The organism is Streptomyces sp. NPDC093225 (genome assembly GCF_044753805.1).
Classification (GTDB): Bacteria; Actinomycetota; Actinomycetes; order Streptomycetales; family Streptomycetaceae; genus Streptomyces.
In genome coordinates this window covers 98357-112115 of sequence record NZ_JBIVNX010000022.1, presented here as the reverse complement: position 1 = coordinate 112115, position 13759 = coordinate 98357, and the positions used below count along the sequence as shown (strand labels likewise).

The following is a 13759-nucleotide window of genomic DNA, read 5'->3' as shown; positions in this document are numbered from 1 at the left end:
GATCCCCACTCCTTGCAGAAATTTGCCGCAAGGTCTTTCCGATGGCTTTCGGCCTTGTTACGTTCCCTGCAACTCGGGACCGCGACGAGGCGGACGGGCATCACTGAAGGAGTTCACATGCGGCGTGGCATAGCGGCCACCGCGCTGGTCGCGGCCCTGGCGCTCGCGGCAACGGCTTGCGGCGGCGACAAGGGCGACGACAGCGGCGACAAGAAGGCGGGCGGCGAGCTCACCGGTACGGTCACCTGGTGGGACACCTCCGGCGACACGGAGAAGGCCGTCTTCCAGAAGCTGGCCGAGGGCTTCACCGCCAAGCACCCCAAGGTCACCGTCAAGTACGTCAACGTGCCGTACGGCGAGGCCCAGAACAAGATCAAGAACTCCTTCAGCAGCGGCTCCGACGCCCCGGACGTCATCCGCGCCGACGTCGGCTGGGTCGCCGACTTCGCCTCGCTCGGCTACCTGGACAAGGTCCCCGCCGACGCCGCCAAGAAGGTCGACGGCGAGTTCCTCGCGCAGGCCGCCGCCTCCGGCAAGTTCGAGGGCACCACGTACGCGGTCCCGCAGGTCATCGACACGATGGGCCTCTTCTACAACAAGAAGATCCTCAAGGACGCCGGCGTCGAGGTGCCGAAGTCCCTCGAGGAGCTGAAGAAGGCCGCCGCCACGATCAAGTCCAAGACCGGCAAGACCGGCCTGTACCTGCGCGGCGACGACTCCTACTGGTTCCTGCCCCTCATCTACGGCGAGGGCGGCGACCTGGTCGACGCGAAGAACAAGACCGTCACGGTCGACGGCCCGGCCGGCGTGAAGGCCTTCAAGGCCGCCCGCGACCTGGTCACCTCCGGTGCCGCGATCACCAACGCCACCGACGGCTGGAACAACATGGAGACCGCCTTCAAGTCGGGCAAGGTCGCCATGATGGTCAACGGCCCCTGGGCCGTCGCCGACGCCTACGCCGGTGACGAGTTCAAGGACAAGGGCAACCTCGGCATCGCCGCGGTCCCGGCCGGCTCCGCCGGCCAGGGCGCCCCGCAGGGCGGCCACGACCTGGCCGTCTACGCCGGGTCCAAGAACCGCGACGCCGCGCACGCCTTCGTCGACTACATGACCTCCCAGGAGGTCCAGGTGCAGACGACCAAGGACCTCAGCCTGCTGCCCACCCGCACCGCCGCCTACGAGGCCGCGGACGTCAAGGGCAACACGATGGTCCAGTTCTTCAAGCCCGCCGTCGACAAGGCCGTCGAGCGCGCCTGGATCCCGGAGAACGGCAGCCTGTTCGCCCCGCTCCAGGTGCAGTACACCAAGGCCGTGACCGGTGCGGCGAGCCCCGAGGACGCGGCCAAGGCGGCCGGCGCCGAGTTCCGCAAGATCCTCAAGGGCTGGAAGTAAGGCCCACGGGCCAGACGGAAGACGGTAGAGGAAGGCAGGCCGACTGAGATGGCTGTGCACACCAGCCAGTCGGTGGCGAAGGCCGCGGGCGATGACATCGCCCGCGGCCGGAGCCGCAGGACTGACCAGCGCCCCGGAGGCATCCGCAGGGCCCTGTCCACGCACTGGTACGCCTGGGCCATGGTGGCCCCGGTCGTCATCGTGCTCGGCGTGATCATCGGCTGGCCACTGGTCCGCGGCATCTACCTGTCGCTGACCGACGCCAACGAGCGCAACGTCGCCCGCACCATCGGCGTCAACCACATCGACGCCACCTACGAGTTCGTCGGCCTCGACAACTACGCGGCGGTGCTGGGCGACCCGGTCTTCCTGCAGCGCCTGGTGTGGACCGTGGTGTGGACCGTGGCCTGCGTGTCCATCACCTTCGCGCTCGGCCTGACCCTCGCCAACATGCTCAACCGGACCTTCCGGGGCCGCGGCTTCTACCGGATGGCGCTCATCCTGCCGTGGGCCGTCCCCGGCTTCGTGTCCGTCTTCGCCTGGCGGTTCCTCTTCAACCGGGACAACGGCATCCTCAACAAGCTCCTCGAGGGCGGCGGCATATCCGCGATCCCGTGGCTCGACGACCCCACCTGGGCCAAGGTCTCGGTCATCGCGGTCAACGTCTGGCTGGGCGTCCCCTTCATGATGGTGGCCCTGCTCGGCGGCCTGCAGTCCATCCCCGGCGAGCTCTACGAGGCCGCCGAGATGGACGGCGCCGGCCCCTGGCAGCGCTTCCGGCACATCACGATGCCCGGGCTGCGCACCGTCAGCATGACGGTGGTCCTGCTCTCCACCATCTGGACCTTCAACATGTTCCCGGTGATCTACCTGCTCACCCGGGGCGGGCCCGGCGACTCGACGGAGATCCTGGTGACCCAGGCCTTCCGCCAGGCCTTCATCTCCACGCCGCGCGACTTCGCCGGCTCGGCGACCTGGGGCGTGCTGATCCTCGCGCTGCTCATGATCTTCGCGCTGGTCTACCGGCGTTCGCTGCGCAAGCAGGGAGAGGTGTGGTGACCATGGCCACGACGAACGCCCCCACCGCCGGCACCGCCGCGGACGCCCCCGCGGGCGCGGCCCCCGCCAAGGCGGCCAAGCCGGTCCGCCAGCGCGGCGAGCGCTCCCCGCTGGCCTCCTTCGGCCTGCACGCCACCCTCGCGGTGGCCGCGGTGGTCGCCGTCTTCCCGGTCCTGTGGGTCCTCCTGACCTCCCTCAAGCCCGCGAAGTACGCCATCACCACGGACTTCTTCAAGGAGCCCACGCTCGACAACTACCGCTACCTGGTGGACAAGACCTCCTTCTTCACCTGGTTCGGCAACTCCGCGCTGATCGCCGCCGTCACCACCGTGCTCGGCGTCCTCATCGCGGCCACCACGGGCTACGCCGTCAGCCGCTTCAAGTTCCCCGGCATGCGGCCGCTGATGTGGACCCTGCTCGTCACGCAGATGTTCCCCATGGCCATCCTGATCGTGCCGCTCTACAACCTGATGGGCGACCTGGGCCTGCTGAACCAGCCCGTCGGCCTGATCATCACGTACCTCACCATCGCGGTGCCGTTCTGCGCCTGGATGATGAAGGGCTTCTTCGACACCATCCCGGTGGAGATCGACGAGTCCGGCCGGGTCGACGGCCTGAACCCGTTCGGCACCTTTTGGCGGCTCATCCTGCCGCTGGCCAAGCCGGGCCTGGCGGTCACCGCCTTCTACTCCTTCATCACCGCCTGGGGCGAGGTCGCGTACGCCTCCGCGTTCATGGTCGGCGACGAGAACCTGACCCTCGCCGGCGGCCTGCAGACCTTCGTCACCCAGTACACGGCCAACTGGGGCCCGATGACCGCGGCCTCGGTCCTCATCGCGGTCCCCGCGGCGATCTTCTTCGTCTTCGCCCAGCGGCACCTGGTCGCCGGCATGACCGCCGGCGCCACCAAGGGCTGACCCCGAAGGCCCGGGCCCCCGCACAGGGCCCGGGCCCGTCGGCCCACCCCCCGACCCACGCACCTGTTCCAGCGCCGCGCCGCCGCCGACCACGGCGGCGCCGCCCCACCCCGAAACCTCAGGGATGACATGACCCAGCACCTCGCTGCCCCCGCCGCACCGACCACCGGCACGCACACGGGATGGTGGAGAGACGCGGTGATCTACCAGGTCTACCCGCGCAGCTTCGCCGACAGCAACGGCGACGGCATGGGCGACCTCGAGGGCGTGCGCACCAGGCTCCCCTACCTCAAGGAACTCGGGGTCGACGCCGTCTGGCTCAGCCCGTTCTACGCCTCCCCGCAGGCCGACGCGGGCTACGACGTCGCCGACTACCGGGCCATCGACCCGATGTTCGGCACCCTGCACGACGCCGACGCCCTGATCCGCGAGGCCCACGCCCTCGGCCTGCGCATCATCGTCGACCTCGTGCCCAACCACTGCTCCGACCAGCACGAGTGGTTCAAGCAGGCGCTGCGCGAGGGCCCCGGCTCCCGCCTGCGCGAGCGCTTCCACTTCCGCCCCGGCAAGGGCGAGAACGGCGAACTGCCGCCCAACGACTGGGAGTCCATCTTCGGCGGCCCGGCCTGGACCCGCGTCGCGGACGGGGAGTGGTACCTGCACCTCTTCGCGCCCGAGCAGCCCGATTTCAACTGGGAGCACCCGGCCGTCCAGGACGAGTTCCGCTCCATCCTGCGCTTCTGGCTGGACCTGGGCGCCGACGGCTTCCGCGTCGACGTCGCGCACGGCCTGGTCAAGGCCCCCGGCCTGCCCGACATCGGCGGCAAGGACCAGCTCAAGCTGCTCGGCAACGACGTCATGCCGTTCTTCGACCAGGACGGCGTCCACGAGATCTACCGCTCCTGGCGCCGGATCCTCGACGAGTACGAGGGCGACCGCGTCCTGGTCGCCGAGGCCTGGACCCCCACCGTCGAGCGCACCGCCCGGTACGTCCGCCCCGACGAGATGCACCAGGCCTTCAACTTCCAGTACCTCACCACCGACTGGGACGCCGCCGCGCTGCGCGAGGTCATCGACGGCTCGCTGGCCGCGATGCGCCCGGTCGGCGCCCCCACCACCTGGGTGCTGTCCAACCACGACGTCACCCGGCACGCCACCCGCTTCGCCAACCCCGCGGGCCTGGGCACCCAGCTGCGCGAGCAGGGCGACCGCGAGCTCGGCCTGCGGCGGGCCCGCGCGGCCACCCTGCTGATGCTGTCGCTGCCCGGCTCCGCGTACGTCTACCAGGGCGAGGAGCTCGGCCTGCCCGACGTCACCGACCTGCCGGACGAGGTGCGCCAGGACCCGTCGTTCTTCCGCGCCGCCGGCCAGGACGGCTTCCGCGACGGCTGCCGGGTGCCGATCCCGTGGTCCGGCACCGAGGCCCCGTACGGCTTCGGCCCGGTCGCCGGCGGCCCGAGCTGGCTGCCGCAGCCCGACTCCTGGGCCGGGCTCAGCGTCGAGGCCCAGACCGGCGACCCCGAGTCCACCCTGGAGCTGTACCGGGCCGCGCTGAAGCTGCGCCGCTCCCACCCCGACCTGGGCGCCGGCGAAGAGGTCGAGTGGCTGGAGGCGCCCGAGGGCGTCCTGGCCCTGCGCCGCGGCTCGCTGGTGTGCACCGTCAACACCACGGGCGAGGCCGTGTCGTACCCGGTCGCGGGCACCCCGTTGCTGGCCAGCGGCCCGCTCGCGGGGGCCGGCGAGCTGCCGGCCGACACCGCGGTGTGGTGGCAGGTGTGACCGTTCCCGTCCCGCGGGACGCCGACACGCTCGGCGGGCCGGCCGGAGCCGCTCCTGACGGCGGCCCGGCCGGCCCCGCCGGCACCCTGCGCCTCGCCGACATCGCCGCCCAGGCGGGCGTCAGCGAGGCCACCGTCAGCCGCGTGCTCAACGGCCGCGCGGGCGTCGCGGCCGCCACCCGGCACAAGGTGCTGGCCGCCCTCGACGTCCTCGGCTACGAGCGTCCGCAGCGGCTGCGGCGCAAGAGCAACGGCCTGGTCGGGCTGCTCATCCCGGAGCTGACCAACCCCATCTTCCCGGCCTTCGCGCAGGTCATCGAGCAGGCCCTGGCCGGGCACGGGTACACCCCGGTGCTGTGCACGCAGACCCCGGGCGGGGCCACCGAGGACGAACTGGTCGAGCAGCTGGAGGCGCGGGGCGTCACCGGCATCGTCTTCCTGTCCGGCCTGCACGCCGACGCCTCGGCCGACCCGGCCCGCTACCAGGGGCTGGCGGCGCGCGGCGTGCCGTTCGTCCTCATCAACGGCTACAACGAGGACATCAACGCGCCGTTCGTGTCCCCGGACGACCGGGCGGCCGCGACGATGGCGGTGCGCCACCTCGCCGAGCTGGGCCACCGCCGGGTGGGCCTGGCCGTCGGACCGACCCGGTACGTGCCCTCGCGCCGCAAGGCGGAGGGCTTCACGGCGGCGCTGGCGGACGTGCTGGGGGTCGAGGACGCCGAACCGTACATCCAGCGCACGCTGTTCACGGTGGAGGGCGGCGCCGCGGCCGCCCAGGCGCTGCTGGACCGCGGCTGCACGGGCATCGTGTGCGGCAGCGACCCGATGGCGCTGGGCGCCATCCGGGCCGCGCGGCAGCGGGGGCTGCGCGTCCCCGAGGACGTCTCGGTCATCGGCTTCGACGACTCGCCGCTGATCCCCTTCACCGACCCGCCGTTGACCACGGTCCGCCAGCCGGTCCGCGCCATGGCGACCGCGGCGGTCGGCGCGCTCCTGGAGGCGGTGGGCGGGAACCCGGTCGCGCACACGGAGTTCGTCTTCCAGCCGGAGCTGGTGGTCCGGGGCTCCACCGCCCCGGCGCCGGTGGTGACGGCCGGGCCCTGACCCGCACACCACGCGGGGTCAACGCCACCCCGCCCGGCCGGAGCCTGCCGCCCCGGCCGCGGCGGGGTTTTCCATGCGCCTCCCGCCCCGCCGGGACACCTGCGCGAAACTTTTCTGCAATCTCTTGCGCAAACTCTTGCAATGATCCCGGGGCCCCCCTACGGTCCAGGCAATCCCCGCCTCTCCCGCCAGGAGGACCCCCATGCACCGCACCCCGAGGCGCCCCACCGGAAAGGGCGTCAGGAGAACGGCGGCCGCCGCCGCGCTCGCCGCGGCCGCGGCCACCACCCTCGTGGGCCCGGCCGCCGCCCCGGCCGGCGCGACCCCGCCCGGCGCCAAGGACGTGACCGCCGTCCTCTTCGAGTGGCGCTTCGCCGACGTCGCCAAGGCGTGCACCGACAGCCTCGGCCCCGCCGGCTACGGCTACGTCCAGGTCTCCCCGCCCCAGGAACACGTCCAGGGCTCCCAGTGGTGGACCTCGTACCAGCCCGTCAGCTACAAGATCGCCGGCCGCCTCGGCGACCGCACCGCGTTCAAGGCGATGGTCGACACCTGCCACGCCGCCGGCGTCAAGGTCGTCGCCGACTCCGTCATCAACCACATGGCCGGCCAGGACGGCTCCGGCGTCGGCACCGGCGGCTCGGCGTACTCCAAGTACAACTACCCGGGCCTGTACTCGGGCGCCGACATGGACGACTGCCGGGCCACCATCTCCAACTACCAGGACAAGGCCAACGTCCAGAACTGCGAGCTCGTCCAGCTCGCCGACCTCGACACCGGCGAGGAGTACGTCCGCGGCCGGATCGCCGGTTACCTCAACGACCTGCTCTCCCTCGGCGTCGACGGCCTGCGCATCGACGCGGCCAAGCACATGCCGGCCGCCGACCTCGCCAACATCAAGTCGCGGCTGACGAACCCGAACGCCTACTGGAAGCAGGAGGCCATCTACGGCGCCGGCGAGGCGGTCTCGCCGTCCGAGTACCTCGGCACCGGCGACGTCCAGGAGTTCCGCTACGCCCGCGACCTCAAGCGCGTCTTCGGCTCCGAGAAGCTCGCGTACCTGAAGAACTACGGCGAGGCCTGGGGCTACATGCCCAGCGCCCAGGCCGGGGTGTTCGTCGACAACCACGACACCGAGCGCGGCGGCGACACCCTCAACTACAAGGACGGCGCCCGCTACACCCTCGCGTCCGTCTTCATGCTGGCCTGGCCGTACGGCTCCCCGGACGTCCACTCCGGCTACGAGTGGACCGACAAGGACGCCGGCCCGCCGAACGGCGGCACGGTGAACGCCTGCTACACCGACGGCTGGAAGTGCCAGCACGCCTGGCGCGAGATCGCCTCCATGGTCGCCTTCCGGAACACGGCCCACGGTCAGGGTGTCGTGAACTGGTGGGACAACGGCGGCAACCAGATCGCGTTCGGTCGCGGCGACAAGGCGTACGTCGCCATCAACCACGAGGCCTCCGCCCTCACCCGCACCTTCCAGACCTCCCTCCCCGCCGGCGACTACTGCGACGTGCAGAGCGGCCGGACCGTCACCGTCAACGGGTCCGGCCAGTTCACGGCCACCCTCGGCGCCGACACCGCCCTCGCCCTGCACACCGGGGCCCGCACCTGCACCACCCCGCCGCCCGTCACGGACACGGGAGCCTCGTTCGCGGTCAACGCCACCACCAGCTGGGGCCAGGACGTCTACGTGACCGGCGACCAGAGCGCGCTGGGCAGCTGGAACCCGGCGAACGCCCGCAAGCTCGACCCGGCGGCCTACCCCGTGTGGAAGCTCGACCTCGCGCTCCCCGCCGGCACCGTCTTCGCCTACAAGTACGTCCGCAAGGACGCCGCCGGCAACGTCACCTGGGAGAGCGGCGCCAACCGCACCGCCACCGTCCCCGCGAACGGCAAGGTCACGCTCAACGACACCTGGCGCAACTGACCCCGCGCCCCCCGAGCCAGGGCCGCCCGGCACCCGTAAGGATCCCCGCCACCGCCGGGCGGCCCTCACCACCACCTCAAGGAGACCCTCCCTTGATACGCCCAGCCCTGCGCGCGGCGGCCGGCAGCCTCGCCGCCGCCCTGGCGGCGACGCTCGCGCCCGCCGTCCCCGCGGCCGCGGCCGCTCCGCCCGCCCCGCCCTCGGACGCGCGGCTCGCCAAGGAGCCCGCCCGGCACGACCTCACCCGCGAGCAGTTCTACTTCGTGCTGCCCGACCGGTTCGCCAACGGCGACCCGGCCAACGACCGCGGGGGGCTCACCGGCACCCGCCTGGAGACCGGCCTCGACCCCACCGACAAGGGCTTCTACCAGGGCGGCGACCTCAAGGGCCTGACCGAGCGGCTCGACTACATCAAGGGCCTGGGCACCACCGCCATCTGGCTGGCGCCGATCTTCAAGAACCAGCCCGTCCAAGGCACCGGCAAGGACGCCTCGGCCGGCTACCACGGCTACTGGATCACCGACTTCACCCAGGTCGACCCGCACTTCGGCACCAACGCCGACCTCGCCAAGCTGATCGACGGCGCCCACCGCAAGGGCATGAAGGTCTTCTTCGACGTCATCGCCAACCACACCGCCGACGTCGTCCAGTACGAGCCGGACTCCGCCGCCTACCTCTCCAAGGGCGCCTTCCCCTACCTCACCAAGGACGGCGTGCCCTTCGACGACTCCGACTACGCCGACGGCACGCGCCCCTTCCCGAAGGTGGGCCCGAACTCCTTCCCGCGCACGCCGGTCGTCCCCGCCGCCAAGAAGGACCTCAAGGTCCCGGCCTGGCTCAACGACCCGACGATGTACCACAACCGGGGCGACTCCACCTTCGCCGGCGAGTCCTCCGACCAGGGCGACTTCGCCGGCCTCGACGACCTGTGGACCGAGCGCCCCGAGGTCGTCACCGGCATGGAGAAGATCTACGAGAAGTGGGTCCGCGACTTCGCCGTCGACGGCTTCCGCATCGACACGGTCAAGCACGTCAACACCGAGTTCTGGACCCGGTGGGCCACCGCCCTCGACACGTACGCCGCCCAGCGCGGCCGCCCGGACTTCTTCATGTTCGGCGAGGTCTACTCCGCCGACACCGCGATCACGTCCCCGTACGTCACCCGCGGCCGGCTCGACGCCACCCTCGACTTCCCGCTCCAGGACGCGATCCGCGCGTACGCCTCCCAGGGCGGCCCGGCCGCCCGCCTCGGCTCCGTCCTCGCCGACGACTACCGGTACACCAGCGGCAAGGCCAACGCCTACGAGCAGGTGACCTTCCTCGGCAACCACGACATGGGCCGCTTCGGCACCTTCCTGAAGCAGGACAACCCCGGCAAGGCCGAGGGCGAGCTGCTGGACCGCTACCGGCTCGCCAACGAGCTGATGTTCCTCTCCCGCGGCAACCCCGTCGTCTACTACGGCGACGAGCAGGGCTTCACCGGCGCCGGCGGCGACAAGGACGCCCGCCAGTCGATGTTCGCCTCGAAGACCGCCGACTACCTCGACGACGACGAGCTCGGCACCGACCGCACCCACGCGAGCGACGCCTACGACCCGCAGCACCCGCTGTACAAGGAGATCGCCGCCCTCGCGAAGCTGCGCCGGACCGACCCCGGCCTCGCCGGCGGCACCCAGACCGAGCGCCTCTCCCAGGACTCCGTCTACGCCTTCACCCGCACCGACGCCTACGCGGGCACCGAGTACCTGGTCGCCACCAACAACGCCACCGCGCCCAGGACCGTCCAGGTCCCCGTGGACAGCGCCGCCGGCACCGACTTCGCCCCGCTGTACGGCACCGAGGACGCGGCCCGCACCGGCGACGGCGGCAAGGTCACCGTCACCGTCCCCGCCCTCGGCTCCGTCGTGCTGAAGGCCGACACCCCGCTGCCGGCGCCCGCCACCGCACCCGCCGTCACCCTCAAGGCCCCCGCGGCCGGCGCCACCGGCACCGTCGAGCTCTCCGCCGACGTCACCGGCGGCGGCCGCAACCGGGTCGTGTTCGCCGCCCAGGTCGGCACCGGCCCCTGGCAGGTGCTCGGCTCCGCCGACCACGCCCCGTACAAGGTCACCCAGTACGTCACCGCCCCCGAGGGCACCGCCCTGCGCTACAAGGCCGTGGTCGTCTCCGCGGACGGCCGCACCGCGAGCGCGCTCGCCGACTCCGTCGCCGGCCGGGTCCCCCCGAAGGACGTCCCCACCGCCACCCAGCGCGACTACGCGGTCGTCCACTACAAGCGCCCGGACGGCGACTACACCGACTGGCGCCTGTACGCCTGGGGCGACATCGCCGACGGCGAGGGCACCCAGTGGCCCGCCGGGCACGCCTTCACCGGCCGCGACGCCTACGGCGCCTTCGCCTGGGTCCGCCTGAAGCCCGGCGCCACCTCCGTCGGCTACCTCGTCATCGACGAGGACGGCACCAAGGACGTCGCCGCCGACCGCACCATCGACGTCACCAGGACCGGCGAGATCTGGCTGGAGCAGGGCAAGGACGCCGCCCGCACCGACCGGCCGCCCTACCCGGCCCCCGACACCGGCAAGGCCGTCCTGCACCTCCGGCGCGCCGACGGCCGGTACGACGGCTGGGGCCTGCACACCTGGACCGGCGCGGCCCAGCCCACCGACTGGTCCAAGCCCCTGATGCCCGCCCGCTTCGACGCGTACGGCGCGGTCTACGAGGTACCGCTGGCCCCCGGCGCGACCTCGCTCAGCTACATCCTCCACAACGGCGACCAGAAGGACCTCCCCGCCGACCAGTCCCTCGACCTCAAGGCCACCGGCGGCGAGGCCTGGCTCCTCGCCGGCCAGGAGAAGCACCTGCTGCCGCAGGCCGCCGGCTCCGCCGCCGCCCTGGACCTCACCAAGGCCCAGGCCGTCTGGATCGACCGCGACACCCTCGCCTGGAACGCCCCCGAGGCCGCCGCCTCCGCCCAGCTGCTCGCCTCCCGCGACGGCTCGGTCAAGGCGACGGACGGAACCCTCACCGGCACCGCCCGGTGGCTGCGCCTGAACCGCACGACGCTGACCGACGCCCAGAAGGCCCGCTTCCCGCACCTGGCCTCCTACGCCGCCTACTCCGTCGACCCCCGCGACCGCGACCGGGTACCCGCCGCCCTGCGCGGCCAGCTCGTCGCCGCCGCCCGGGCCGCGAACGGCGCGGTCCTGGCCGCCACCGGCGTGCAGCTCGCCGGCGTCCTCGACGACCTGTACGCCCCCTCCGCGGGCAGCGCCGCCCTCGGCCCGGTCTTCGGCCGCGACGGCTCCGTCCGCCTGTCCGTGTGGGCCCCCACCGCGCAGTCGGTGGCCCTCGAACTGGACGGCCGCACCGTCCCGATGAAGCGGAACGACACCTCCGGCACGTGGACCGCCACCGGCCCGGCCGACTGGAAGGGCACGCCCTACCGGTACGCCGTCACCGTCTGGGCCCCCACCGTCCAGCAGGTCGTCACCAACCTCGTCACCGACCCCTATTCCACCGCCTTGACCACCGACTCGGCCCGCAGCCTGGCCGCGGACCTCACCGCCCCGGCCCTCGAGCCGGCCGGCTGGGCCACCCTGAAGAAGCCGGCCGCCGTGCCCTTCAGGAACGCCCGGATCGAGGAGCTGCACGTCCGCGACTTCTCCGTCGCCGACCGCACCTCCGCCCACCCCGGCCAGTACCTGGCCTTCACCGACACCGGCTCCGCCGGCATGAAGCACCTGCGCGACCTCGCCGCCCACGGCACCTCGTACGTGCACCTGCTGCCCGCCTTCGACATCGGCACCATCCCCGAGAAGCCGGCCGACCGCACCGAGCCCGCCTGCGACCTGTCCGTCTACGCGCCCGACTCCGAGGAACAGCAGGCCTGCACGACCCGGGCCGCGGCCAAGGACGCGTACAACTGGGGCTACGACCCGCTGCACTACACCGTCCCCGAGGGCTCGTACGCCAGCGACCCCGAGGGCACGGCCCGCACGGTCGAGTTCCGGCGCATGGTGCAGGGCCTGAACGGGGCCGGGCTGCGCACGGTCATGGACGTGGTCTACAACCACACCGTCGCCGCCGGCCAGTCCGACAAGTCCGTGCTCGACCGCATCGTGCCCGGCTACTACCAGCGGCTGCTGGCCGACGGCAGCGTGGCCACCTCCACCTGCTGCGCCAACACCGCGCCCGAGAACGCCATGATGGGCAAGCTCGTCGTCGACTCGGTCGTCACCTGGGCCAAGGAGTACAAGGTCGACGGCTTCCGCTTCGACCTCATGGGCCACCACCCCAAGGCCAACATCCTGGCGGTGCGCAAGGCCCTCGACGCGCTGACCGTCGCGAAGGACGGCGTCGACGGCAGGAAGGTGATCCTCTACGGCGAGGGCTGGAACTTCGGTGAGGTCGCCGACGACGCCCGCTTCGTCCAGGCCACGCAGAAGAACATGGCCGGCACCGGCATCGCCACCTTCTCCGACCGGGCCCGCGACGCCGTCCGCGGCGGCGGCCCGTTCGACGAGGACCCGCGCCTCCAGGGCTTCGCCTCCGGCCTGTACACCGACCCCAACGGCGCCCCCGGCAACGGCACCCCCGAGCAGCAGAAGGCCCGCCTCCTGCACGACCAGGACCTCATCAAGGTCGGCCTCACCGGCAACCTGGCCGGGTACGCCTTCACCGACTCGACCGGCCGCGCGGTCAAGGGCTCCGAGGTGGACTACAACGGCGCCCCGGCCGGCTACGCCGCCGCCCCCGGCGACGCCCTCGCGTACGTCGACGCGCACGACAACGAGTCGCTGTACGACGCCCTCGCCTACAAGCTCCCGGGCGGCACCGCGGCCCCGGACCGGGCCCGCATGCAGGTCCTGGCCATGGCCACCGCCGCCCTCTCCCAGGGCCCGGCGCTCTCCCAGGCCGGCACCGACCTGCTGCGCTCCAAGTCGCTGGACCGCAACTCCTTCGACAGCGGCGACTGGTTCAACGCGATCCACTGGGACTGCCGCGACGGCAACGGCTTCGGCCGCGGCCTGCCCCCGGCCGCCGACAACCGGGCCAAGTGGGCGTACGCCAAGCCCCTGCTGAGCGGGCTGAAGGCGCCCGGCTGCGCCGAGATCGACGGCGCCGCGGCGGCGTACGGGGACCTGCTCCGCATCCGCACCACGGAGCCGGCCTTCGCCCTGGCCACGACCGCCGAGGTGCAGTCCGCCCTGTCCTTCCCGCTCTCCGGCGCGGGCGAGACCCCGGGCGTGATCACGATGTCCCTGGGCGACCTGGTCGTGGTCTTCAACGCCACTCCGGGCGAACAGCGCCAGCACGTGGCCGACCTGGCCGGCCGGGCGTACGCCCTGCACCCGGTGCAGGCCGGCGGCGCGGACGCGGTGGTCAGGGCGGCCTCGTACCGGGACGGCACGTTCACGGTCCCGGGCCGCACGGTCGCGGTCTTCAAGAAGGGCTGACGGCCCGAGGAAGGTGAGGGGTGGGGGGGCCGCGCGGGGGGGGGGGGGGGGCCCCCCCCCCCCGGTGTTGCTCTGTTTGTTGCGTTTGGTAGTGCTCAGGTTCCCAGAGGTGTT

The 13759-nt window shown here is 72.3% G+C and carries 7 protein-coding genes; all 7 read left to right on the top strand.

The window, feature by feature from the left end; genetic code table 11:
- Positions 1–117: 117 nt before the first annotated feature.
- The 7 genes from ACIQCH_RS21190 to pulA all read left to right on the top strand — a co-directional run bounded on the left by ACIQCH_RS21190 (position 118) and on the right by pulA (position 13645).
- Entirely contained in the window at positions 118–1392 is a 1275-nt protein-coding gene (locus tag ACIQCH_RS21190) for an extracellular solute-binding protein (protein WP_402582969.1), read from the top strand.
- A gap of 48 nt (positions 1393–1440) precedes the next feature.
- Positions 1441–2451 (top strand): carbohydrate ABC transporter permease, encoded by a 1011-nt coding sequence (locus ACIQCH_RS21185; protein WP_402582967.1) that lies wholly within the window; start codon positions 1441–1443, stop codon positions 2449–2451.
- A 2-nt stretch (positions 2452–2453) separates the two neighbouring features.
- Positions 2454–3368 (top strand): sugar ABC transporter permease, encoded by a 915-nt coding sequence (locus ACIQCH_RS21180; RefSeq protein ID WP_402582965.1) that lies wholly within the window; start codon positions 2454–2456, stop codon positions 3366–3368.
- Positions 3369–3497: 129 nt separating this feature from the next.
- Entirely contained in the window at positions 3498–5147 is a 1650-nt protein-coding gene (locus tag ACIQCH_RS21175) for a glycoside hydrolase family 13 protein (protein WP_402582963.1), read from the top strand.
- The gene (locus ACIQCH_RS21170) at positions 5132–6253 is read left to right on the top strand and encodes a LacI family DNA-binding transcriptional regulator (protein ID WP_402582959.1); all 1122 of its coding nucleotides are present in this window, start codon (positions 5132–5134) and stop codon (positions 6251–6253) included. Before ACIQCH_RS21175 ends, ACIQCH_RS21170 begins: the two co-directional genes overlap by 16 nt.
- 202 nt (positions 6254–6455) lie before the next feature.
- The gene (locus tag ACIQCH_RS21165) at positions 6456–8189 is read left to right on the top strand and encodes a carbohydrate-binding module family 20 domain-containing protein (protein WP_402582957.1); all 1734 of its coding nucleotides are present in this window, start codon (positions 6456–6458) and stop codon (positions 8187–8189) included.
- Positions 8190–8281: 92 nt separating this feature from the next.
- A complete protein-coding gene (gene pulA, locus ACIQCH_RS21160; protein WP_402582955.1) occupies positions 8282–13645 on the top strand; it encodes a pullulanase-type alpha-1,6-glucosidase in 5364 nt (1787 codons plus the stop codon).
- The last annotated feature ends 114 nt before the right edge of the window (positions 13646–13759 follow it).

Bases quoted from the DNA above. Each gene is read 5' to 3' on its own strand.
- ACIQCH_RS21190 (WP_402582969.1), top strand. From the start codon at position 118: ATGCGGCGTGGCATAGCGGCCACCGCGCTGGTCGCGGCCCTGGCGCTC.
- ACIQCH_RS21185 (WP_402582967.1), top strand. From the start codon at position 1,441: ATGGCTGTGCACACCAGCCAGTCGGTGGCGAAGGCCGCGGGCGATGAC.
- ACIQCH_RS21180 (WP_402582965.1), top strand. From the start codon at position 2,454: ATGGCCACGACGAACGCCCCCACCGCCGGCACCGCCGCGGACGCCCCC.
- ACIQCH_RS21175 (WP_402582963.1), top strand. From the start codon at position 3,498: ATGACCCAGCACCTCGCTGCCCCCGCCGCACCGACCACCGGCACGCAC.
- ACIQCH_RS21165 (WP_402582957.1), top strand. From the start codon at position 6,456: ATGCACCGCACCCCGAGGCGCCCCACCGGAAAGGGCGTCAGGAGAACG.